Below are 21335 nucleotides of genomic sequence, written 5' to 3' on the forward strand. Positions count from 1 at the left end.
GGGGCTTAACGACCCCTTAACTGCAAAGTGTTTAGTCATATCGTAGTAATGCTAAAACCCTTTCGCGCTATTATAACCTGAGCTCTGGCTAATAAATCTATCTCGAGCAGCTATTTTCAGCGCTAACAGCGTTGAATATACTTGCAATAGGCCAGCTATTGACGCGTAAATTCGCCTTGTTTTCACTGAAAATCTCTGGCTAGAGAAAATAAATTTAAATATCAACATGATTCAATACGTTAGTAAATCTCTTAACCAGAGTTCAGGTTATTTATTTTTTTTGTAGGTTTTTCCACAGCAGTTTGCTTATATTATCAATAAAGCTTGGGTCTTCTTCTTTCATTGTAAGCAAAATTTGCTTATTCATTTGTGATTTATTTTGAGCGTAAATCCAGCGGTTTTTGTTAAACTGCTGGGCAAACTCAAGTACACCTGCTTGTAGTTCATCGTTATTTGCAAACACAGCTTCAACTACTTTGTTCTCTAGCAACTGCTGTGCACCAACACGCTCTCCTGACATAGCTAAACGATTAAAGAATGTTTGCGAAATAGTTTTATTAATTATAGGAAACATCGACGGTACAAACGGCACCATTACGTCCACTTCAGGAAAACAAAAGAAGCCTTTATCTGACTTCATAAATCTAAAATCGCACGCACACGCAAGCACCGAACCATTGCCATAGGTATGGCCGTTTAACGCAGCAATAATAGGCATAGGAAAAGTAACTATGCGCTTAAACAAGTCACTTATTTGAATCATAAAGTCAGAAATAGCTGCAGGTAAAATACTTGGATTAGACATCCATTGAAGGTCTATGCCTAATGACCAGTTTTTGTCACTCGAGGACGTTAAAATAACTGACTTAATATTTTGATCTGCTTCAATGTGGTCAAGGTGTAAATTAAACTCAGCCAAAAACGCTGGATTGTGACGGTTTTCAGCGGTATTCATGGTGAGTATAGCGGTGTTATTTTTAGTTGTTAGTTCTATTAGATTTGCCATTAAACCCTCTTTTAACGCTTTTTAAGCTAACTTTAAGCGCTGTTCGTTACTTTTAAATAACATAGTAATACTTTGCTTATAATTTATAAACCCACTATTTAAAGCCATCCTTTTTGTTTAGCTATACGCGCAGCATCTATACGGTTAGTGGCGTTTAGCTTAGCAATAGCGTCTGATAAATAATTACGTGTAGTACCTTCGCTTATAAATAACTGCTTGGCTATGTCGCTTGTTTTAAGGCCGTCGCTTGCAAGTTTAAGTGCTTTGCGTTCTTTATCGGTAAGTGGATCTGCGTCGTCCAATGCATTAATAGCAAGCTCTGGGTCTATCACTTTTTGCCCCTGCATTACTTTTTTAAGCGCATTTATTAGCTCTTCACTGGGTGCTTCTTTTAAAATAAAACCTTTAACACCTGCCGTAAGCGCTCGCCTAATATAACCCGCACGAGAAAATGTAGTCATAATAACCATTTTAATAGCGGGGAACTTAGCGGCTATTTTTTCGCTGAGCTCTATACCATTCATGGTTGGCATTTCTATATCGGTTAAAATTATATCGGGATGTAAATCACTATCAAGCGCCTCAATTGCATTAAGTGCATCTTGCCCGTTACTTGCTTGCCCAATAATCTCAATATTAAAATCGAGTCCTAACAATGCTGCTACTGCGTCGCGCACAAGCGCTTGATCTTCCACTAAATACACTCTGATCATTGTAAATCCTTAGCTGAAATTGGTAGTATTACATTTAAAGTAAAAATATCGCCACAGGTAAATGTTGCACTGCCATTGAGTTGCTCTGCTCGCTCTTTAATACCATTTAGGCCATTGCCCGAATTTAATGTAGAGCACGGTGCACGATCAATAACGGTAATGAGTAGCTGCTGCGCTGTTTGTTCTATATTTATTTCGCAATTTTTTGTGCTGCTATGGCGTAGCAAGTTGGTAACGGCTTCTTTAATTATAAGGCCTGCGATGCCCTCAACTTTAGCGGGTAGAGTATTTAAAACCACATTAAATGAAACGTTAAAGTCTTGTTCTATTAATCTTTGTTTTAACTGTGCTACTTGGCTAACAAGGTTAAGCTGTTTTAAATCACTAACGGCGCTTCTTACATCACTGAGTAACTGCCTTGCCAGATCGGCCACTTGTGCAATTTCGCTATTTGCTTGAGCGTAACGCTCACCTTGGTTTAATTTATTTGCAAGCTCAGCTTTTAAAGCAATAGATGACAGTGAATGGCCTAAAATATCATGCAAGTCGCGGGCTATCCGTTCACGCTCAGCAATTGCTGCTAATTGCTCTAATTGGTTAGCGCTTTCTTGCTCACGTTTTTTGTACAGGCTCTCTCTTTTAGCTGCAATACCGTAACTAAATAAGGCTGCACATAAAATCAAAGCAACGGCTAAAAAGTATTGAACCTTCCCTATATCACCAATATATGCGCTTAATAAAACCGTAGATATAATTGCGAGTGCAGCATAAATTCTTTGATGGTAGTTGTATGCATAGCCTGCTACGTAGGCTGCAAAGCCAAATAAAGTAGGAGTACCTGTGGTGTAAAAAGTAGCGCAAAAACAAATTAATAGCATGGCTACAAACAACTTGGTCACCCCTGCACTTTTGCAGTTTATTGCTTTTACATATAAAAGAATAAAAGCAACATAAAAGGCTAAAGACATCGTTATTTGGTTAGCAGTAAAGCTCGCAAAATTAATTATTAATGGGAGTAAATAAAAGCCTGTAAAAATTAAATGCCCATATTTCCAAAAACCTTTATCACTTTGTTGAGAAAAGGAGTTAAGCGAGCTCATACTAATACCTCAGGCATATTATTTTTACTTATAGGACTATTTTTATTAATAAATATAAATAACATAAAAATGCATGCCAGCATAAAGCAATCTGCGTACGTAATCGTAAAACTTAACGCCTCTAGCACTTCATTAATAGTTAAGCTGATTAAAATTAAAGAATTCATAATTATCCCCTGTTGAGTAAGGTAACTATGCCAGCGTACAAAAATAATAAGAGTGTGAAGTGTCATCAACTTTTATGACATTTGTCATGCGATAAAAAAATTCATCTTAAGAATTTTTAAGCAATGTTAATATGTTCAAAAAGTACAACAAGGAAACTAAATGCAATCTCAGCAGCAAAGTTTAATTTATTTGCACATAGCGGTATTACTTTTTGGCGGAACCGCTCTATTTGCCAAGCTTATTGGTTTAAATGCTTTAGATATTACCGTTTACAGAACTGCAATTGCAGGAATGGCTATTTTAGCCATGCTGTATTTTCAAAAAAAACAAATTAAACTCAACAAACCTAAAGACTACCTTATTGCGTTATTTTTAGGTATTGCGGTGGGTATTCACTGGGTTACCTATTTTGCTGGTATGCAAATGGCCGGTATAACTATTGGAATGCTGGCATTTTTTAGCTATCCCGTAATGACGGTGTTTTTAGAACCCTTATTTAATAAAAGCAGGCCAAAAGCAAAAGATATAATAAGTGCGGCGGTGGTTGTTTTAGGTATTTACCTGTTAGTACCAAGTGCAAATTTAGGCGACGATGTGACCTTAGGTGTAATAACAGGTGTTATATCGGCATTGTTTTTTTCAATCAGAAACATTACCCATAAGCGCTACTTTAGCCAATATGGTGGCCCGCAAACTATGTTTTATCAAACCTTAGTGGCAAGCATTATGCTGTGCGCATTTATAGAAGTGCCGGTATATGAGGTTAGTAATCACGACCTGATTTTAATTGCCATAGCGGGTGTTATTTTTACGGCTACACCGCACTCGTTATTTGCAGCAAGTTTAAAGCATTTATCAGCGGCAACTGCGGGGTTAATTTCTTGCTTACAACCACTTTATGGCACCATACTGGCTATAGTAATTATTCATGAACGTCCTACTGTTATGACGTTAGTTGGTGGAGCACTTATTGTTAGTGCCGCTTGTTTTGAAACGTGGTCAATCACTAAAAAGGCTCGACAATGAAAGTATTTGCACACCGTGGTGCCAGTGGGGATTTTCCTGAAAACACCAAAAGCGCTATTTTAGAAGCGTTAAAAGTAGGTGTTGATGGTATTGAAGTAGATATTCAAAGTTCCTTAGATGATTACATGGTAATACACGACTCATGGCTCGATAGAACCACCAGCGGTAAAGGTAGGGTGAGTAACTTTACGGCACATGAACTCTCTAAACTTGATGCTGGAAATGGTGAAAAAATTCCCACTCTTCAGCAGCTGTTTGATTGGAATAATAATAAATCTTTATTAAATATTGAGCTTAAACATACGTTTGAACTAGAAAGGTTTGTGTCTCAACTAGAACAAAACATTGAAGCTAACAAAATATCGAAAGCGAATATTTTAGTATCATCGTTTGATCATCATCAACTACAGTGGCTTAAAAGCAAGCTACCATGGCTTAAAATAGGCGCCCTTACTTCTTCTATTCCAATTAACTATGCAAAGTTTGCAAGTGATTTAAACGCTTATAGCGTACATGCAGATAAAACCTTTATAAATAAGGCTTTTGCCGATGATGCAAAAAAAAGAGGCTTAAAGATTTATGCTTATACGGTCGATAGAGAACAAGATATAGCGCTAATGCTTGAGTATGGCATAGACGGAATTTTTACAAATTACCCAGCGCGAACCAAAGCTTACTTGTTATCGTTACAAAAAAGCTAACTTACACCTCCCTAACTAAAATAAGAATCGTAGGGCTTAAGCATAATGAGTAGTTTTATGAAAATTTATAACTATATAGAGCAAACATTCTTTTTTACGTTAACCCGTAAAATAGTCGGTAACTTAAGTTTTGTATTATTGTTCCAAGCAATTACGTTATTTTGGCTGCATCAGAGTTTAAGCGAACAACAGCAAAGTACAGGGCTATTTTGGCTGCTTACGCTTGTGATTATATCTGGTTTTATTTTTACTCTTTTTTATATGCGTTTTTTAATTGTTCGCCCTGTTACTGCTATGCGCGATACTTTGATAAAAATAAACCAACAAGATGCAAATTTAGCAGCAAAACTTCCCCACTTTTCGTATGACGAATTTAAAGATTTAAGTTCACAATACAATATATTTACTGCCCATTTAAGTGAGTTACTCAGCACAACATATAACAGTGCTCAAGCTAGTGCACACAGTAATATACAAGTCACTGAATCGATGAAAAATACTGAGCAATCAAGTGAGCAACAAATACAGTTAAGCCACAGTATTATTAATGCCAGTATGCAAATAACCCAAAGCTTACAAAACATAGTAAATAATACAGATAGCGTGCATAACGTTAATAATGAACACCTTAACTTTGTAAAACTATCTGCATCAGAGCTCGCTGCTTTAGTAAAGCAGGTTAAACTTATTACTAATATGCTAGGTAGCTTTTCAAATACAATTGCGGGACTGAAAGAGAACAGTGAAAACATTCGTAGTATTTTAAAAATGGTTGAAGAGTTTTCTGATCAAACTAATTTGTTAGCCCTTAACGCCGCAATAGAAGCAGCTAGAGCGGGTGAAGCTGGCAGAGGATTTGCCGTAGTTGCAGACGAAGTACGCACACTTTCAATAAAGGTAAGTGGCGCAACTAGGCAAATAAGCGACTTTATAAATCAGATGAATGATTTGGTAAACGAGACAAATAAAGAGTCAGAGCAATTAATGATTCACTCCAATAATGCACAAAGCTCAATTAGTGCAACCTGTGAGGGTTTTACAAAAATGCTTAGTGAGTTTGAGCACAACCAACAACAACTACAACAAATAGCCAGTGCTGTACATATGCTTGAGGGCACTCAAACTAATACTCACCAATCGGTAGAGCAAATAGTAGCTTTAGGTGAGCAAGCTAAACAGCAAATAGATACGGCATTAGCCGATAGCGAGCAATCTCAACAGTTAAGCTTACAGACCCAACAACAGTTAAAGCGCTTCGTGCGCTAAGAAGCGTTTTCGGGCTCAGAGAAATATGATAAATTACGCAGCTATTAATTTAAGTGTGTGAAGTGTGTGAGCAACCCTACCCCAGACTATGAAAAATTAGCCCTACAAATAAAAACCTGGGGGCAAGAGCTTGGTTTTAGCGAAGTAGGTATTACTGATATTGACCTATCTAAGCACGAAGCCCAATTGCAACGCTGGCTTGATGCTGGCTACCACGGCTCGATGGATTATATGGCTGCTCACGGCATGAAACGCGCTCGCCCTGCTGAATTAGTACCAGGTACACAGCGTGTTATATCCGTAAAAATGAATTATCTCCCTCCCGATGCTGGCTTTGCAAAAACCTTAAAAAATAAAGAAAAAGCATACATAAGTCGTTATGCACTGGGTCGTGATTACCATAAATTAATGCGTAATCGTTTAAAAAAACTTGGCCAAAAAATAGAGCAAGAAATTGGCGAATATGGCTTTAGGCCCTTTGTAGATTCAGCCCCGGTACTTGAGCGTCAACTTGCAGAAAAAGCCGGTTTAGGGTGGCGTGGTAAGCATTCGTTATTGATTAATCAAGAAGCAGGATCGTGGTTTTTTTTAGGCGAGCTATTTATTGATTTACCTCTACCAATAGATGCAGAGAATACGTTTGAAGGCTGCGGAAAATGTGTTGCTTGTATCACTCTTTGCCCAACAGGTGCAATTGTAGAGCCTTACGTTGTTGATGCACGTAAATGCATATCGTACTTAACGATAGAACACCAAGGCCCCATACCCGAACAATACCGAACTTTATTAGGCAACCGTATCTATGGTTGTGATGATTGCCAGTTGGTATGCCCTTGGAATCGTTATGGACAAATAACGGATGAAAATGACTTTCATCCCCGTACTCAATTAAAAAATAAAGATTTACTTGAGCTATTTGCTTGGGATGAGCCTACATTTTTAAAAAATACCGAAGGCAGCCCTATTCGCCGCATAGGTCACGAACGTTGGTTACGTAATATAGCGGTCGGTTTAGGTAATGCAGAGTTTAGCCCGGCTATTATTCATGCCTTACAAGATAAAAGCCAAATATGCAGCGAGCTTGTTTTAGAACATATTGAATGGGCGCTTGCTCAACAAAACGATAAACAACGATTACAAATTCGTAAAACGGCTAGGTTAATCAGAATCGTAGAAAAAGGCTTACCCAGAGATGCATAATGCAGTTGGAGTAAGCCTTAAAGTAACATTATTTGATTAAGTATATTTAGCTCTTTAAAAGCAATGACAGGTCTTGCTCAATTTCAGCAAAAGCTGCTTTTACCTTTTTAACAGACTCCTCTCTGGCCACTGAGTTTTGGATAGTTTCATCTACTTTTTTATAAATAAACACCTCCTGATCTTCATCTAATCCCATTGATGGGATACGTTCTTCGAGCTCTTCTTGTAACTGTTTAAACACTTTTTCGTTGTTTTGACGGTTGTCATTCAATAAGCTAATTAAGCCATGAAACTTACTGTGAACTGTACTTGCTACGGCATTAAGTTTTGCTTGTTGTGATTCAAGCATTTTCTTAGTCATGATGGCGCGTAGCTGCTGCTCGGTAACACTGACAATAAAACATACGTGGTCGCGTATACGCCCGTGCTTATCTGGATCGTGATCAGGCATATTTAAAATAAGTAAGCTAATCAATTCATAGTTAACTAAAATTCGATGCGAAAATTCATGTAAACGCCCTTTATTTTTAAGCATTTCAAATAGCTCCACCACAATAGGTGAACACACGCCACTTAATGCAAAGTGACTAATTTCATCGTTCTCTCTAAACTCAATATTACTTTGCAAATCAAAAGATTGTAGGCAATCTATAAGCGCTTTACCTAGCTCTTGAGGGTCGTTAATAAAACCTATGTTTTCAACGTAGTTAACTATCTGCCCCATTTCACTGCTGTTAGCCATGGCATTAAATGCAGTTGATGTAGCATCTTCAACTTGCTTTTCAAGGCTTTGTTTTTCAACAAGTACTTGGTTTAAATTTTTAAGCTTTGACTTAAGTTCATCATGGCCAAAGGGTTTTACAATATAGTCTTCTGCACCAACCGAGTAGCCTTCCATGCGCTCTTCAACTGTGCCACGAGCAGACACAAACATAACAATAATGTGTGCTGTATTTGGGTTTGCTTTAAGTGCCTTACATACTTCATAGCCGTTCATTTGCGGCATACTTACGTCGAGCAATATAACCTGAGGCATATAGCCTTCAACCATGTTTAAACACTCAGGACCACTTGTTGCTACTTGTAATTCAAAATCAAGCTCCTCTAAAATTTCCTCAATAATTTCAAGGTTAAAGGGTTCGTCATCAACGGCAAGTATTTTAGTTAAGGCCATAATTTATCATCCATTCAAATTCTCAAAAAAGTTACTTGGTATGCTAACTAGCAATTAATTACTGTGTTGTATTAATTGATCTTCAGCCAAATGATCATCTAGATTTATTTCTAATGGCACCTGTATAGATATAGTTGCACCACCATTTTCGTTGTTACGTGCAGTGATCTCACCTTGATGTAAAGACACAAACTCTCTACACAATGCAAGGCCCAATCCGGTACCACCGGCACCGCTATTTGTTTTGCTGCTTTGTACAAACTTAGTAAAAATATGTTCCAGCTCATCTTCTGGTATACCGACCCCATTATCGGTAACCTCTATAGTAGCAAGCTTATTATCTGACTCTAAATTTACCCGTATTTTACTTTTGGGCTCGCTAAATTTAAGTGCATTACCTAATACGTTTCTAAGCAACTGATTTATTTGCTCTTCATCACATTGCGCAATTACAGGTAATGGCTGCGCGGTGAATACAACCTCAATTTCTTTTTCCATTGCCGTACCAGATACATCATCAATACTTGTTTTTATAATGTTCGATAAATTATATGGACGAGGATTAAATGGAAACTTACCCACATCTAGCTTAGATAGGTCGAGTAAATTATTTAGTAACGACAGTAAACGCTCACCACTACTCTCTATTCGCGATAGGTATTTAATGAGTTTCTCTTTTGCAAAATCTCCAGTTTCTAGTTTGCTTAAACCAAAACGTGAAAAGCTTAAAATAGAGTGCATAGGTGTTCGAAGTTCATGCGACATGTTTGCTAAAAATTCTGATTTACTTAAGTTTGCAGCCTCAGCGACGTTTTTAGCGTGCTCGAGTTGTGAAGTACGCGCTCTTACTTGCTCTTCAAGGATATCTTTTGCTTCAAGTAGTAAATCTTCTTTTTGCTTGAGGTGAGTTACATTTTTAAATATTACGGCAAGTGCTATTTCGCCATGGTGATCTATCTCATTAAAAGATCCCACTAACGGTATATAGCCCCCTGCAGTTTTAGATAAACGTAAGTCGCAGCTAAATTGGCGATTACTATTTAATGTCGAAATTTTATTTTTAATACCTAACGTTGAATCATCATCTAAAAAGCTAAATACTGATTTACCTTCTAGTTCGTTAAACGGTAAGTTAAATAGTTTTAAACAAGCATCATTAGCTTCTATCACTCTACCGCATTTCTCAAACAACATAATTGCATCGGGCGTATGCTTATAAATAACCTGAAGTAGGCTGTCTTTTTCAATCAGGGCATCAACTGTATCTTGTAGCCTTTCGACGAGTTCTGCGTTATGGCGTTTTAATAGCTCTGTTTGCCACAGTTTATGTATTGATTGTAATAATGAGCTGTCGTTCAATGGCTTAATAAGTACGTCTTCTACACCTTGACGAATAGCTTCAATCATTGAAACTTGATCGGGACGTGAGGTAAATAATAAGCAACGGCAATGTGGTTGCATTATTTTTAAGTTTGAAAAAATTTCTAAACCGGTTCCGTCATCTAAAACAAAATCACTTATCAGTATATCGATTTGCTTTTCTTTCGTAATTTCTAAAGCTTCTGCAGAGGTGGTTGCTGTATGGGTCTCGATATGAGCACCTATCAAGCTGTTTTTCATTTTTTCGAGGCGCTCAGGAACATGATCGACGAGTAAAATAGCGGGTAATTGCAAAATATGATTAGAGCCTAATTCTAGTAAGCTCTCTAAAAGAGAAGTAATTTCTTTATTAGAAAAAAACGGGTAGATCACGGTTGCGTCAGGCGCAACATGATTTAGCTCACTAAACGCAGTTAGTTGCTCACCACTTTGTGCTTTTGGAGCAAGCAGCATAAAACGCTCTTGCGCTACTTGGCTAACAAGCGGTTTTATAGAATCAACAGGCACACCATGGGCAACAACAACTAAGTCGTAGTCGCCTATATTGGTATACATGTCTAGCATGCTGAAATGAATTAATTCGACTTCACATCCTATTAATTCTAAAAGCACTTTCACACGCATTGCGATGACGCTGCTACTATCAACAATTAATATTTTTCGAATCATCAAGCTACACTTCAAATTAATAAACTTAATATGTTAATAGCGTAGACTATTTTTATTTAATTGGCATAAACCCTTCGTCTTATTTTGTAAAAAAATATTACAACATTATGAAAAATAATTTATTCCAGATGTTTTCCAAAAATAGTAAGGCTATACGCCTTATCATCCATTATGGCAACGCTTGGCAACTCACCCCATATTGCAAAATCAAAATGCTTAAACAATTTAACACTCGGTAAGTTATGACTAAAAATAAAGCCGAGTAATACTTTAATATTTAATTGCTTAGCTTGTGTTTGAGCAAATATCATTAGCTTTTTACCAAGCCCTTTACCTTGCGCTTTACTGGTAATGTAAATGCTCATTTCTACTGTGCCGTCGTAAGCTGGGCGCCCATAAAACGATTTATAACTTACCCAAGCAAGTACTTGGTTATTTTCGCAGTAAACGTAAATAGGCCTTTTATCGTTGTGGCTATTAAACCAGTCACGCTTTTCGTCAACGCTCACTTCTTGCGTATCTGCAGTTACCATTCGCCCTGCAATAGTTTCGTTGTAAATGGCTACAATTTCATTAAGATCATTAATAGTTGCTAAACGGATTGTCATAGGTCATTAGAGGGTTGATCAATTTGTTCCATATTAGCGTATGATTATCCAATCAAACAATCGTAAAGTTTAGGTAATGTAATGCTTAAAATAATTATAATAGGTTTAACGGCTTTACTTATTAATGCTCCCCTTCAAGCTCAAACACCATCAATCATAAATAAAACCTCTACACAGGACTGCCAAGATTTTACCAATGTAGATATACGAAAGCTTCGCTCAAAAGAATCTATTAACTTGTGCCAATTTAAAAATAAACCTTTGTTAATAGTAAACACGGCAAGTAATTGTGGTTTTACATATCAATTTAAAGGCCTTGAAGCCCTATATCAACAATACAAAGAGCAAGGTTTAGTCGTATTAGGGTTCCCCTCTGATGACTTTTTTCAAGAAGAAGACAATGAAAAAGAAACAGCGAAAGTATGCTTTGTAAATTATGGTGTAACTTTTCCCATGTTTGCCACCAGCAAAGTTCGTGGTAGCGAAGCAAATCCAATTTTTAAATATTTGAATGAGCAAACTAGCTCTCCAAATTGGAACTTTTATAAATACTTAGTGTCTGCTGATCGTAAAACAGTTTTACGGTTTAACAGCAAAGTGGCACCTAATTCAGAGCAAATGATTACTGCAATTGAAACTGCGTTTTCTGATAAATAAGTTTATACTGGTACAATTAGTTGAAACTAACTAGAATGATATTTCAATTCGGTTAAAAAAAACACCACACTATACTCGGGAGATTTTATGACAGTAGCAAGCGCACGACATATACTTGTAGACAGTGAAGCACAATGCTTAGACTTAAAAACAAAAATTGAGCAAGGCGAAGACTTTGCTGAACTAGCAAAAGCACATTCTAATTGTCCTTCAGGTCAGGATGGCGGTGCTCTTGGTGAGTTTGGCCCTGGTATGATGGTTCCAGAGTTTGATAAAGTTGTGTTTTCTGCGCCAATTAATCAAGTACAAGGCCCTGTGCAAACTCAATTTGGTTATCATTTACTTGAAGTTACTAGCCGTTCAGAATAAATTTAACAGTACTGTAAGTAACATTTGATAAAAGCCGCTTATGCGGCTTTTTTATGGAGTAATTATGCAATTAATTGGTTCTGTACCTTCACCTTACGTGCGCCGCATTAGAATTTGGGCACAACAAAACAGCTGCAAACTAGAGCTTGTAAGTCTCGATATATTTTCTGAGCAAGATCGCCCTACTATGGCCAGTAAAAATCCAGCTCGAAAAATCCCAATACTGGTAGATGGCGACTTAACTCTTAGTGACTCTAATTCTATATTGCGTTATTTACTTGAAAAAACAGGTCAGCCAAAACTAACTTGGCCTCAAGAGCACTTACTTACGACTATAAATGCTTGTAACGATTCGTTAGTAGAAATGGTGTTATGTAAACGTTCTGGATTTGACACCAAAAGCGATAAATTATTTTTTAATCTGCAAAACGAACGTATTGAACAAACATTAAGCTTTTTAAATACCCATTTAAGCGATGAAGAATTTAAAAGCTGTGAATACCTCAACATCAGTTTATACTGCCTGCTTGATTGGATTTGCTTTCGCGAATTAGCTGACTTTAGTCAGCATTCAGCGCTTGTTGCTTTTCATAAGCAATATGACGAGCGCCAAGCAGCAATAGACACCAATCCTCGTCACTAATTTAAAAGGGTAAACACATGAGCGATATCGAAATTGAATCACAACTAGTTAACTTCGTAGAAAAAGTACGTGTTAGCGAAGTAATTTGGGCACTTGGTGCAGAAGATAATGGCTTTGTAGTGTGCGATTCTAACCAATTTGACGAAACTGACGTACTACTGCTTTGGGAAAGTGAAGCAGCAGCTAAAGCACAGTGTAAAGAAGAGTGGAAAGATTACAGCCCAGTAGAAATCAATCTTGATGAGTTTTTAGATGCATGGGTTGAAGACTTAAACGAAGACAACGCACTTGTTGGCATTAACTGGAATGATGACCAAGTATGCACAGAAATTGAGCCTACAGGTTTAGCTCGTGCATTGAGTGAATAATACTTTATACGCTTTACGTTAAAAGCGAATAAAACCCGACTAGCATCTACTGCTAGTTGGGTATAAAATAAAACACATCATTATTTTCAAGGTATTACGTTGAAAACCCATCTTGGTCGCCGACCCTTTTCAGCCATGGAACTGCACACTCTTTATAATGGATATATATACGGTGATTTTAAAGTTGCACGAGAGCAACCAAAACACTGGCATTTTTGGCTCCCTTTAATTGCATATTATAGCGGTGCTTATAGCGATGAGATTGGTTACTTAACGCTTGATGATCTGTCCCTTGAAAAAAACGTCTTATGTTTTAATTTTCATACCCACGGTAAAATAAAACCTCGTCTAGTTCCTGTACATCAAGCACTTATAAATGCTGGATTTAATGAATATATAACGTTCATCAAATCGCAAAACCAACACCGATTAATGTTCGACTTACCGGCTAAAACTGGCAGGTACAGTGAAAAAGTCCGCATTTGGTTTTCAGGGGAAGGTGAGCGAGCCGGTTACCTGCAAAAATGTGATATACCAAACGTAGATCAACTCGGCATGAAAACAGCAATAAGCAGTCTTCGTCTTAACTTTGAGCAACAAATGCGTATATACGCCCTGCAAGCTAACTCTAAAGACACATTTAATTATTTAATGGGCTTTAACGAGTATCCACAGGATGTGTTTAGCGATACCCACTTATTAAATACCGTTGTCCAACAAATACGTATTATTAACTCACACCTGCATTGGCAGCGTTTTATAACACGCGAAAGCCACTGACAAACTTTGTTACTATTTCCCCTTAAAGTCACCGTTATAATCAATTACTCTATTTAAAAAAACTGTTAGGATATCTAACCCCCTAATTATATGAGCATAAAAAAGCCTATTTAGGGTAGTTTCTAACAACAACAATCTAGGGATCACTATGTTTCTTAAAAGCCTCTTAACAGTGAGCGTTGCTTTAGCAATGGGTGCTGCAAACGCTAACGAATTCGTTATTGAAAAACTCGCAAAACCAAGTTCACAACAGGTGTCGTTAACACTCGACCCTAGCCAAGATACATTCACAGGGATGACTGAGATTTCCCTAGAAGTACTAAAACCAACAAAATACATTGAGTTAAATGGCGTAGCTTACGCTGTTAAAATGGCGCAACTGCTTGGTGATGAAAACTGTGATTTAAACAATGAAATGCTTAAAACAGGTAAAGTAAAATTTAGCTGTGATGAGCAAATTCAACCAGGTAAATACACACTTAAAGTTGATTTTTCAGCGCCATATAACCGTCAAAGTGTTGGTTTATACAAAACATTAGACCAAGGCACTCCTTACTTATTTACTCAATTTGAAATGAGTGATGCACGCCGTGCATTTCCTGTTTTTGATGAGCCAAGTTACAAAATTCCATTTCAGTTAACGATTACTGCGCCTACATCACAAAAAGTATATTCAAATACGCCAGAGTTAAAAACAACAGTTAATGGCGATATGACCACACACTTTTTTGATAAAACACCGCCAATCCCTTCATACCTAGTAGCGATGGCTGTTGGCCCGTTTGAAGAATTAGAAATTAAAGGCATGCCAATTCCTGGTCGTGTAATTACCCCTCAAGGTAAAATTCACTTAGCCCAATACGCAAAAGAAAATATGCCAAAAGTACTGGGCGCACTTGAAGCATATTTTGGTATCCCTTACGTTTACAAAAAATTAGACTCAGTAGCGGTACCAGAGTTTCCATTTGGCGCAATGGAAAACTCAGGCTTAGTGACCTACAGAGAAGATATTTTATTGGTTGATTTAGCTGCCGCAACACGCAGTAAAAAACAACGTAATGTATCAATTATTGCTCACGAACTTGCTCACCAATGGTACGGTAACTTAGTAACCATGAAATGGTGGAACGACTTATGGTTAAACGAAGCGTTTGCTAGCTGGATGGCTGCAAAAATTACTAAGCAGCTTAACCCTGAGTTTGAATCGCACTTAGACCTGCCACAAAACAACGTAATGGCACTTGATGCACGCCTAAGCACCAAGCCTATTCGTAAGCCAATTAAAACCGAAGCCGACATTATGGACGGTTTAGGTCTTGCTTACAGTAAAGGCAGCTCAGTACTTGCTATGGTTGAAAACTGGATTGGCGAAGATGCATTCCAAAAAGGTATTCAAAGCTACTTAAAAGAGTTTTCATATAAAAACGCAGAAGCGGCCGACCTATGGGAAGCACTTGGTAAAGCATCAAATAAAGACGTAGCGAGTGTTTTAAAATCGTTTATTGAACAGTCTTCTTTCCCACTAGTTAAAGTAACTCAACAAGGTAGCAAAGTAACTATTTCACAAAGCCGCTTTGTAAATGCAGGCGTTGATGCGCCAGAGCAGTTATGGAATGTACCGGTTGCAATTAAATATGGTGCTGGCGATAAAGTAAAAACAGCAAATGTATTACTTAATAAACAAAGCCAAACGCTAGACTTAGACTTTGAGCCAGAATGGATTTATCCTGACCAAGGTGCACTAGGCTACTACCGCTGGGTAATGGATGACGCACAATTTAGCGCACTTGTTAAAAAGGCGCCAAGCGTACTGAGTGACCGTGAACGCCTAGCGTTGTTATCGGCTACTGATGCACTACTTGACGCTGGTGTTATATCTGCTGCTAAGTTAATGCAAACACTTGAAGTGTTCGTAAGCGATAGCCATCCTCGCGTAGCAAATACCGCACTAGGTTACTTAGTATCGCAACAACGTACTTTTAAAGACGATAGCAATAAAGACCTATGGCCTGAATTTATTCGCGGTGCAGTAACGCCTGCAGCTAAAAAATATGGTTTAGAAGCTAAAGCGGGAGAAGACGGAGCTATTGCACAACTTCGTGCGGCCGTTGTATCACGCTTAGGTTTTGATGGTGAAGATCAAAACGTAATCAGTAAAGCGAAAGAACAAACACAAGTTTATTTAAATGATCCACAAAAAGTAGACCCTTACTTAGCCGGTACGTACTTAACTCTTGCTGCTTTTCATGGTGACAAAGCGCTGCTTGATCAATTCATGACAACGTTTAAAACAACGAAAGATCCACAAGTACGCACTAACATGCTTGCTGCAATGGGCTTTTTTGGCAAACCTGAATTACAAAAAGCGGTATTAGCTTATAGCTTAACGGATGAAGTAACTGCATCTGACATGCGTACTATTTTGTCAGGTCAAAGTTATACAGATGAGCGCCAAGCGTTATTTATTGACTGGGTTTACAGTAACTACGATAAAGTAACAGCAAGCTTACCGCCTTTCTTTATTCCTAACTTACCGTACTTTACAACGGCGAGTTGTAATGCAGAAAGCTTAGCTAAAACAAAGACCTTTTTTAACGAAAAAGTAGCTGATGTAGCAGGCTACGCGCGTACATTAAGTAAGCTTGAAGAAAGCACAAACGATTGTATCGCGCTTAAAACACGTGAACTAGAATCGGTTAATAGCTTCTTAAAAAGTAAGTAACCCTTAGGTTTATTAAGCTATAAAAACACAAAAGCCGCTGAATATAAATTCAGCGGCTTTTTACGTTTATATTTACGTTTATATTTTTGCTTTATTTAATTACCAATAATCATCGTAAGTTTAGCTATAAAATCTTTGGCTGCTTGCTCAGAATTTATTTTAAACGCAACACCGTAGTGAATAGGCTGAGCACTTTTAAAAATACGCGTAGGAAAGCGTGTCATCTCGCTGCTATGAAAGTAGCCTTGCGCACGCGTTACGCCATCAATATCACTAAAATCATCGCTAAATACTTCAAATGCGGGCCGAATTACTATTTTACCCTTGCCGCTTTCGCTGTGGGTATAAAATGCTTCTTTAGAGTTTACTAACATGTACTCTGCAATATTTTTAATCTTAAAATTACTTCTGCACTGTAATTTAATGAGCTGTTCTGTCAGCTCGTCTGCACTATAAGCCACGTGTAATCCCTATTAGTTAATTTGCGTATTAGATTAACGCATACACACAATAAAATCTGAATTTATTTGTCTGCTTTACTGCGTTATATCACATACAAAAGCGAGTTTTTCATTGTTGTAACTCATTCTTGTTATATTTATTTCGCAGTAGGTGCTTAAATTAAGCCATTGCGATACTTCATTACTTCCATCAAGTTTACGCTGATAAACGCGGTTTTTAATAGCATAAGCGATAGTTGCATCATCTTTCAAAATAAAATCTTGAACTTGAGCAGGTAACCTTAGTAGGTCTTCAACTTGTTTATCTTGTGGATTAAAACTCGCTAAAATATGTTGCTCGTTTTTAGTGTAACTAAATAAAAATGCAGCCGTAGAGTTGTTATAAATAAGCGTTCGGCCAATATTACTGGCAGCTATTTTCCCCTTAGCTTGTGCAACAGAAGTATATTGAAGAGTATGAGGCTTTCCTAAAATAAACATCACTAAATCATTTTGAACACCCCATGCATGGTACCCAACAGGTTCAATCCAATCAAAAATACGACTTGGCGCATCTTCGCTTTTGAGTGGGTATTGCCACAGTTTTTGCTTACCATCTGCCTCTACAACAATCGCTGATACTGCATCACCACTTGGCATAACCGTTGGTGAATATTCGCTTACGGGAGAGTTACTGATATTAATAACTTTTTTTGATGTTAAATCGTAATAAGCAATATCGGTTTGGCTTTGCTCACCTGCAATCACCTCATGAGTAAAGTATAAACCTGTACTTGTTAAGTGCGGTTGGTTGTTATAACTGTTTTTATCACTCACTATACTAACTTGCACCCCATAAGGCGTATTTAAATCAGCAAGTAATACTTGGCTTTTTGGCATGCTAGCCTGCGCCATAATTGGGCTAATCGCTGCTATAGAAAATATCCCAAGTAATGGTTTAATAAGTTTCATGCTTTCTCTCGTTTTAATTTTAAGCACCTCATGATAACGTTATTTGCTGATGACGTCACTTGAGCTAAGTCAGTCAACTCTTAAGATACCCAAACGGCTTAAAATAATGTTAAGTTTAGTCTGGTTATAAAACCTGGTCCTAAAAAAGAGAATTAACATGTCAGCTAAAAATCCTATTATTGCGATTACGGGTTCGTCTGGTGCGGGTACAACCACCACAACCAATGCAATTAAACATATTTTCCGTAGCCTTAATATTGAAGCGGCTTTTATCGAAGGAGATAGCTTTCATCGTTACACTCGCCCTGAAATGGATAAAAAAGTACGTGAAGCACAACAAGAAAATAAACACATTAGTTACTTTGGCCGAGAAGCAAATGACTTTGGTGCTTTAGAAGCGTTGTTTGAAAACTATAGTGAAACAGGCCAAGGTAAGTTACGCCGATACTTACACACCTTTGATGAAGCCGTCCCATACAATCAATTACCGGGTACATTTACTCCTTGGCAAGACCTTGATAGTAATACTGATATATTGTTTTATGAAGGGTTACACGGCGGCGTAGTTGATCAAGATGTAGACGTTGCAAAGCATGTCGATTTATTAATAGGCATGGTTCCAATTATTAACCTTGAGTGGATTCAAAAATTAATACGCGACACATCCGAACGAGGCCATTCTCGCGAAGCGGTTATGGGCTCTATTGTGCGCAGTATGGATGACTATATAAATCATATTACCCCGCAGTTTTCTCGTACCCATATTAATTTTCAACGAGTGCCTACTGTTGATACCTCAAATCCATTTAGCGCCAAAGATATTCCATCACTCGATGAAAGCTTTGTAGTTATTCGCTTTAGGGGTATTGATGATGTTGATTTTCCTTATTATTTACGGATGATCGAAGGCAGTTTTATGTCTCGTATAAATACACTTGTAGTACCAGGCGGTAAAATGGGCTTGGCTATGGAGCTTGTACTTACCCCATTAATTAAAGATATTATTTTGAAAAAGCGTGCACTGGAAAACCTAGCACCACTCGATTTACCTATTTGATTACCGACTCTTTTTTGTTAAAGCTAACTCACGTACACTGCTGATTTTGCTCAAGGTGAGATCAGCATGTCACAACAATTAAAAATTATTGTCGGTTCTAAAAATCCTGTAAAAATAAATGCCGCTAAACATATTTTTACTATGTATTTTCCAGAATGTATCATTGACTGTGAAGGTGTGAATGCTCCCTCAGGCGTGCCCGATCAGCCTATTGGCGAAGACGAAACACGTATTGGCGCGCAAAACCGTGTTAATTATTGCAAAAAGCACCACCAAGCTCACTATTACGTTGCAATGGAAGGCGGTGCAGAGCAATTTAGCTATGGTGCAGCAACCTTTGCTTACGTTGTTATTGATAATGCCTTAAATCAAGTTGTAGGGCGTAGCAGCAACCTTCCTCTACCCCAAGAACTTTATAATGCATTACTTAAAGGTGAAGAACTTGGCGATGTAATGGACAAAGCATTTAATACCACCAACGTTAAACAAAAAGGTGGCGCTATTGGTCTACTTACCAACAATCATGCCACGCGCGAAAGTACCTATACACAAGCACTCACTTTAGCTATGGCGCCTTTTTTACACCCTGAGCTATACAGCCAAACAAATTAATTTAGGAAGTTTAATGAAGTACAACTATGTATTGTTTGATGCAGACGAAACCTTATTTAGGTTTGATATTTTAGCGGGCATGACTCGCATGTTTAAAGCTTACAACGTAGATTTTAGCCAAGACGATTATATTCATTATCAAAAAACCAATAAGCAGCTGTGGGTTGATTATCAAAATGGCACTATTAGCGCAGATTACTTACAAGTAACACGCTTTAATGAGTGGGCTTCAAAACTTAATGTGCCAGCAAAAGAGCTAAACGATGCTTTTTTAGATTCTATGGCGCAAATTTGCGAGCCATTACCTGGTGCTATTGAGCTTTTAAATAAACTTAAGCCAAATGCTAGATTAGGTATTATTACTAACGGATTTGCCCGCTTACAAATCGTACGCCTTGAGCATACTGGCTTAAAAGATATGTTTGAATGGTTAGTTATATCTGAACTTGTAGGTATAGCAAAACCGAATAAAGCGATTTTCGAGCACACATTTGAGCTAATGGGTAACCCAGATAAAAGCGAGATACTTATGGTGGGTGATACTGCTGCAAGTGACATACTTGGCGGCAACAATGTTGGTATTGATACTTGCTGGTTACAGCACCCTGGTGAGCAATTAGCCGACGGAATAAAGCCAACCTATACCGTAGCTAGTTTAAATCAGTTACAAGCTCTTTTGGAGCTATAATAAAGTATAGAGCTATTAAATTTCACACAAAAAAAATGACGCTAATTAGCGTCATTTTTTATAACTGTTTTTCGAGCTGCTCTTTTACTGCTTTTAGGCTGGAGCTAACTCAAGACCGGGTGCAGGCATCGTCACAGGCGTTTCAAATGTTGCCCACTCCCATGCTGACTCTGTAGCCATAATTTTACGAAGTAATTTATTATTTAAATCATGACCCGATTTAAATGCAGTTACTTTACCTAAAAGATTATGGCCTGTCATAAACATGTCACCAACACAGTCTAATATCTTGTGCTTAACAAACTCGTCGCTATAACGTAAACCGTTAGGATTTAAAACTTTGAACTCATCAAGTACCACAGCACTATCCATGCTACCACCTAGCGCTAGGTTGTTTGCATGCATGTATTCAATATCTTTCATAAATCCAAAAGTACGCGCACGGCTAATTTCTTCAATAAAGCTTTGCGTTGTTATATCCAACCCAATACGTTGGCGACTTTCATTGATAGCTGGGTGGTTAAATGCAATCTCAAAGTCGATATGAAAACCATCATATGGTTCAACTTCAGCCCACTTATCACCTTCTTCAATGCGTACTTTTTCTTTAATACGGATAAAGCGTTTAGCAACGTTTTGCTCTTCAATTCCGCCTTTTTGTAACAGATATATGAATGGTAATGCACTACCATCCATAATCGGTACTTCTGAGCTATCTAATTCTACAATTAGATTATCAATTCCCATTGCAGCAACGGCTGCAATAAGATGCTCAGTAGTCGATAAGCGAACACCATCTTTGTTAATTAAACAGGTACACAACTGCGTATCACCAACGGCTTCAGGTGTTGTTTCAAAATCAACAACCGGATCAAGGTCGACACGACGAAATACAATCCCAGTATTTGCGCTCGCAGGTCGGAGAGTTATTGTGACCTTCTCACCTTTATGAAGTCCAATTCCTATGGCTTTGACTACTTCTGCAATCGTACGCTGTTTAATCATAGGTATGCTCA

General features: G+C 37.8%; 22 protein-coding genes. 13 read left to right on the forward strand and 9 right to left on the reverse strand.

Annotation, left to right across the window (positions count from 1 at the left end; translation table 11 throughout):
* Nucleotides 1-271 precede the first annotated feature (271 nt).
* The 3 genes from CXF76_RS19840 to CXF76_RS19850 form a co-directional block, all read right to left on the reverse strand.
* Nucleotides 272-1006: an enoyl-CoA hydratase/isomerase family protein gene (locus CXF76_RS19840; RefSeq protein ID WP_101164446.1), complete on the reverse strand. Its 735-nt coding sequence runs from the start codon at nucleotides 1004-1006 to the stop codon at nucleotides 272-274.
* A gap of 98 nt (nucleotides 1007-1104) precedes the next feature.
* Complete coding sequence (locus CXF76_RS19845; RefSeq protein ID WP_058154167.1) at nucleotides 1105-1719, reverse strand: response regulator transcription factor; 615 nt, start codon at nucleotides 1717-1719, stop codon at nucleotides 1105-1107.
* Nucleotides 1716-2819, reverse strand: coding sequence for a sensor histidine kinase (locus CXF76_RS19850; RefSeq protein WP_101164447.1), 1104 nt, complete (start codon nucleotides 2817-2819; stop codon nucleotides 1716-1718). Before CXF76_RS19850 ends, CXF76_RS19845 begins: the two co-directional genes overlap by 4 nt.
* 327 nt (nucleotides 2820-3146) lie before the next feature.
* Here CXF76_RS19850 and CXF76_RS19855 point away from each other — a divergent pair, with 327 nt between their 5' ends.
* The 4 genes from CXF76_RS19855 to queG all read left to right on the forward strand — a co-directional run bounded on the left by CXF76_RS19855 (nucleotide 3147) and on the right by queG (nucleotide 7180).
* Nucleotides 3147-4013 (forward strand): DMT family transporter, encoded by an 867-nt coding sequence (locus CXF76_RS19855; protein WP_101164448.1) that lies wholly within the window; start codon nucleotides 3147-3149, stop codon nucleotides 4011-4013.
* Entirely contained in the window at nucleotides 4010-4714 is a 705-nt protein-coding gene (locus CXF76_RS19860; protein ID WP_101164449.1) for a glycerophosphodiester phosphodiesterase, read from the forward strand. Before CXF76_RS19855 ends, CXF76_RS19860 begins: the two co-directional genes overlap by 4 nt.
* Nucleotides 4715-4759: 45 nt before the next feature.
* Nucleotides 4760-5980 carry a methyl-accepting chemotaxis protein gene (locus CXF76_RS19865; protein ID WP_024609135.1) on the forward strand — a complete coding sequence of 407 codons (1221 nt, stop codon included), beginning with the start codon at nucleotides 4760-4762 and terminating at the stop codon, nucleotides 5978-5980.
* A gap of 66 nt (nucleotides 5981-6046) precedes the next feature.
* Nucleotides 6047-7180, forward strand: a complete 1134-nt coding sequence (queG, locus tag CXF76_RS19870; RefSeq protein ID WP_007579922.1) for a tRNA epoxyqueuosine(34) reductase QueG — start codon at nucleotides 6047-6049, stop codon at nucleotides 7178-7180.
* 46 nt (nucleotides 7181-7226) lie between these two features.
* On the opposite strand, the gene CXF76_RS19875 is transcribed toward queG, so the two are convergent.
* The 3 genes from CXF76_RS19875 to CXF76_RS19885 all read right to left on the reverse strand — a co-directional run bounded on the left by CXF76_RS19875 (nucleotide 7227) and on the right by CXF76_RS19885 (nucleotide 11011).
* A complete protein-coding gene (locus CXF76_RS19875) occupies nucleotides 7227-8354 on the reverse strand; it encodes a response regulator (RefSeq protein WP_010554312.1) in 1128 nt (375 codons plus the stop codon).
* A 54-nt stretch (nucleotides 8355-8408) separates the two neighbouring features.
* On the reverse strand, nucleotides 8409-10403 hold the full coding sequence (locus CXF76_RS19880) for a hybrid sensor histidine kinase/response regulator (protein ID WP_101164450.1): 1995 nt from the start codon (nucleotides 10401-10403) through the stop codon (nucleotides 8409-8411).
* A gap of 119 nt (nucleotides 10404-10522) precedes the next feature.
* Nucleotides 10523-11011 (reverse strand): GNAT family N-acetyltransferase, encoded by a 489-nt coding sequence (locus tag CXF76_RS19885; protein WP_007579917.1) that lies wholly within the window; start codon nucleotides 11009-11011, stop codon nucleotides 10523-10525.
* A gap of 81 nt (nucleotides 11012-11092) precedes the next feature.
* On the opposite strand from CXF76_RS19885, the gene CXF76_RS19890 reads away from it, so the two are divergent.
* The 6 genes from CXF76_RS19890 (at nucleotide 11093) to CXF76_RS19915 (ending at nucleotide 16550) form a co-directional block, all read left to right on the forward strand.
* The gene (locus CXF76_RS19890) at nucleotides 11093-11668 is read left to right on the forward strand and encodes a glutathione peroxidase (protein ID WP_024590220.1); all 576 of its coding nucleotides are present in this window, start codon (nucleotides 11093-11095) and stop codon (nucleotides 11666-11668) included.
* 87 nt (nucleotides 11669-11755) lie between these two features.
* Complete coding sequence (locus tag CXF76_RS19895) at nucleotides 11756-12037, forward strand: peptidylprolyl isomerase (protein WP_002958009.1); 282 nt, start codon at nucleotides 11756-11758, stop codon at nucleotides 12035-12037.
* A 64-nt stretch (nucleotides 12038-12101) separates the two neighbouring features.
* Nucleotides 12102-12680, forward strand: a complete 579-nt coding sequence (locus CXF76_RS19900; RefSeq protein WP_007579913.1) for a glutathione S-transferase family protein — start codon at nucleotides 12102-12104, stop codon at nucleotides 12678-12680.
* A 17-nt stretch (nucleotides 12681-12697) separates the two neighbouring features.
* Nucleotides 12698-13048 (forward strand): DUF2750 domain-containing protein, encoded by a 351-nt coding sequence (locus tag CXF76_RS19905; RefSeq protein WP_101164451.1) that lies wholly within the window; start codon nucleotides 12698-12700, stop codon nucleotides 13046-13048.
* 99 nt (nucleotides 13049-13147) lie between these two features.
* Nucleotides 13148-13828, forward strand: a complete 681-nt coding sequence (locus CXF76_RS19910; RefSeq protein WP_101164452.1) for a hypothetical protein — start codon at nucleotides 13148-13150, stop codon at nucleotides 13826-13828.
* 148 nt (nucleotides 13829-13976) lie between these two features.
* Nucleotides 13977-16550: a M1 family metallopeptidase gene (locus CXF76_RS19915; RefSeq protein ID WP_101164453.1), complete on the forward strand. Its 2574-nt coding sequence runs from the start codon at nucleotides 13977-13979 to the stop codon at nucleotides 16548-16550.
* Between the two features lie 95 nt (nucleotides 16551-16645).
* Here CXF76_RS19915 and CXF76_RS19920 read toward each other — a convergent pair whose 3' ends face one another.
* Both CXF76_RS19920 and CXF76_RS19925 read right to left on the reverse strand, forming a co-directional pair.
* On the reverse strand, nucleotides 16646-17011 hold the full coding sequence (locus tag CXF76_RS19920; RefSeq protein WP_007579906.1) for a hypothetical protein: 366 nt from the start codon (nucleotides 17009-17011) through the stop codon (nucleotides 16646-16648).
* 75 nt (nucleotides 17012-17086) lie between these two features.
* A complete protein-coding gene (locus tag CXF76_RS19925; RefSeq protein WP_101164454.1) occupies nucleotides 17087-17962 on the reverse strand; it encodes a hypothetical protein in 876 nt (291 codons plus the stop codon).
* A 157-nt stretch (nucleotides 17963-18119) separates the two neighbouring features.
* Here CXF76_RS19925 and CXF76_RS19930 point away from each other — a divergent pair, with 157 nt between their 5' ends.
* The 3 genes from CXF76_RS19930 to yjjG all read left to right on the forward strand — a co-directional run bounded on the left by CXF76_RS19930 (nucleotide 18120) and on the right by yjjG (nucleotide 20319).
* Nucleotides 18120-19019 (forward strand): phosphoribulokinase, encoded by a 900-nt coding sequence (locus CXF76_RS19930; protein ID WP_007579904.1) that lies wholly within the window; start codon nucleotides 18120-18122, stop codon nucleotides 19017-19019.
* A 66-nt stretch (nucleotides 19020-19085) separates the two neighbouring features.
* Nucleotides 19086-19631, forward strand: a complete 546-nt coding sequence (yjjX, locus tag CXF76_RS19935) for an inosine/xanthosine triphosphatase (protein WP_101164455.1) — start codon at nucleotides 19086-19088, stop codon at nucleotides 19629-19631.
* A 13-nt stretch (nucleotides 19632-19644) separates the two neighbouring features.
* Entirely contained in the window at nucleotides 19645-20319 is a 675-nt protein-coding gene (yjjG, locus tag CXF76_RS19940; protein WP_101164456.1) for a pyrimidine 5'-nucleotidase, read from the forward strand.
* A 93-nt stretch (nucleotides 20320-20412) separates the two neighbouring features.
* Here yjjG and lpxC read toward each other — a convergent pair whose 3' ends face one another.
* Entirely contained in the window at nucleotides 20413-21324 is a 912-nt protein-coding gene (lpxC, locus tag CXF76_RS19945) for a UDP-3-O-acyl-N-acetylglucosamine deacetylase (protein WP_007582940.1), read from the reverse strand.
* Nucleotides 21325-21335 lie beyond the last annotated feature (11 nt).

It is taken from the genome of Pseudoalteromonas sp. 78C3 (assembly GCF_002836695.1).
Lineage (GTDB): Bacteria > Pseudomonadota > Gammaproteobacteria > Enterobacterales > Alteromonadaceae > Pseudoalteromonas > Pseudoalteromonas arctica.

Bases quoted from the DNA above. Each gene is read 5' to 3' on its own strand.
- CXF76_RS19840 (WP_101164446.1), bottom strand. From the start codon at position 1,006: ATGGCAAATCTAATAGAACTAACAACTAAAAATAACACCGCTATACTC.
- CXF76_RS19845 (WP_058154167.1), bottom strand. From the start codon at position 1,719: ATGATCAGAGTGTATTTAGTGGAAGATCAAGCGCTTGTGCGCGACGCA.
- CXF76_RS19850 (WP_101164447.1), bottom strand. From the start codon at position 2,819: ATGAGCTCGCTTAACTCCTTTTCTCAACAAAGTGATAAAGGTTTTTGG.
- CXF76_RS19855 (WP_101164448.1), top strand. From the start codon at position 3,147: ATGCAATCTCAGCAGCAAAGTTTAATTTATTTGCACATAGCGGTATTA.
- CXF76_RS19860 (WP_101164449.1), top strand. From the start codon at position 4,010: ATGAAAGTATTTGCACACCGTGGTGCCAGTGGGGATTTTCCTGAAAAC.
- CXF76_RS19865 (WP_024609135.1), top strand. From the start codon at position 4,760: ATGAGTAGTTTTATGAAAATTTATAACTATATAGAGCAAACATTCTTT.
- CXF76_RS19875 (WP_010554312.1), bottom strand. From the start codon at position 8,354: ATGGCCTTAACTAAAATACTTGCCGTTGATGACGAACCCTTTAACCTT.
- CXF76_RS19880 (WP_101164450.1), bottom strand. From the start codon at position 10,403: ATGATTCGAAAAATATTAATTGTTGATAGTAGCAGCGTCATCGCAATG.
- CXF76_RS19885 (WP_007579917.1), bottom strand. From the start codon at position 11,011: ATGACAATCCGTTTAGCAACTATTAATGATCTTAATGAAATTGTAGCC.
- CXF76_RS19890 (WP_024590220.1), top strand. From the start codon at position 11,093: ATGCTTAAAATAATTATAATAGGTTTAACGGCTTTACTTATTAATGCT.
- CXF76_RS19895 (WP_002958009.1), top strand. From the start codon at position 11,756: ATGACAGTAGCAAGCGCACGACATATACTTGTAGACAGTGAAGCACAA.
- CXF76_RS19900 (WP_007579913.1), top strand. From the start codon at position 12,102: ATGCAATTAATTGGTTCTGTACCTTCACCTTACGTGCGCCGCATTAGA.
- CXF76_RS19905 (WP_101164451.1), top strand. From the start codon at position 12,698: ATGAGCGATATCGAAATTGAATCACAACTAGTTAACTTCGTAGAAAAA.
- CXF76_RS19915 (WP_101164453.1), top strand. From the start codon at position 13,977: ATGTTTCTTAAAAGCCTCTTAACAGTGAGCGTTGCTTTAGCAATGGGT.
- CXF76_RS19925 (WP_101164454.1), bottom strand. From the start codon at position 17,962: ATGAAACTTATTAAACCATTACTTGGGATATTTTCTATAGCAGCGATT.
- CXF76_RS19930 (WP_007579904.1), top strand. From the start codon at position 18,120: ATGTCAGCTAAAAATCCTATTATTGCGATTACGGGTTCGTCTGGTGCG.
- yjjX (WP_101164455.1), top strand. From the start codon at position 19,086: ATGTCACAACAATTAAAAATTATTGTCGGTTCTAAAAATCCTGTAAAA.
- yjjG (WP_101164456.1), top strand. From the start codon at position 19,645: ATGAAGTACAACTATGTATTGTTTGATGCAGACGAAACCTTATTTAGG.
- lpxC (WP_007582940.1), bottom strand. From the start codon at position 21,324: ATGATTAAACAGCGTACGATTGCAGAAGTAGTCAAAGCCATAGGAATT.